This window comes from Vibrio sp. 1069, from assembly GCF_033340555.1.
This window is the reverse complement of the sequence record NZ_JAWOWP010001038.1, coordinates 1-502: the sequence shown is the minus strand read 5'-3', so window position 1 is coordinate 502 and position 502 is coordinate 1. Positions and strand designations below refer to the sequence as shown.

General features: G+C 50.4%; 1 protein-coding gene. It reads left to right on the top strand.

Features of this window, described 5'->3' with window-relative positions:
* Window positions 1-502: S16 family serine protease (locus tag R7040_RS30475; protein ID WP_318098193.1), on the top strand; the 502-nt coding region annotated here is incomplete at both ends.

Sequence of the window (502 nt, the reverse complement as noted above, 5' to 3'; positions counted from 1 at the left end):
GATAGGGCAAGTGAACGCGTTGTCGGTGTTGAGTACCAGCGATTATATGTTTGGTGCGCCTAACCGTATTACTGCCACAACATGCTACGGCGATGGCGACGTCATCGATATTGAACGCAGCGTCGATCTTGGCGGCAGTATCCACTCAAAAGGTGTGATGATCCTATCGGCTTATCTGTCTTCCGTATTCGGCAAAACGGCGCGAGTGCCACTCACGACGACGATTACCTTTGAGCAATCTTACGGTGGAGTCGACGGCGACAGCGCGAGCATGGCGGAGTTTTGTGCCGTGGTTTCGGCTTTTTCTAAACAACCAAATCGACAAGATATCGCGATCACGGGGTCAATGAACCAATTTGGTGAAGCGCAGCCGATTGGTGGCGTAAACGAAAAAATCGAAGGTTTCTATGATGTGTGTGTGATCAAAGGTCGTCACTCCGGACAGGGCGTGATCATTCCTCGTTCGAATGTTCATAACTTGATGTTACGCGCTGACATCGTG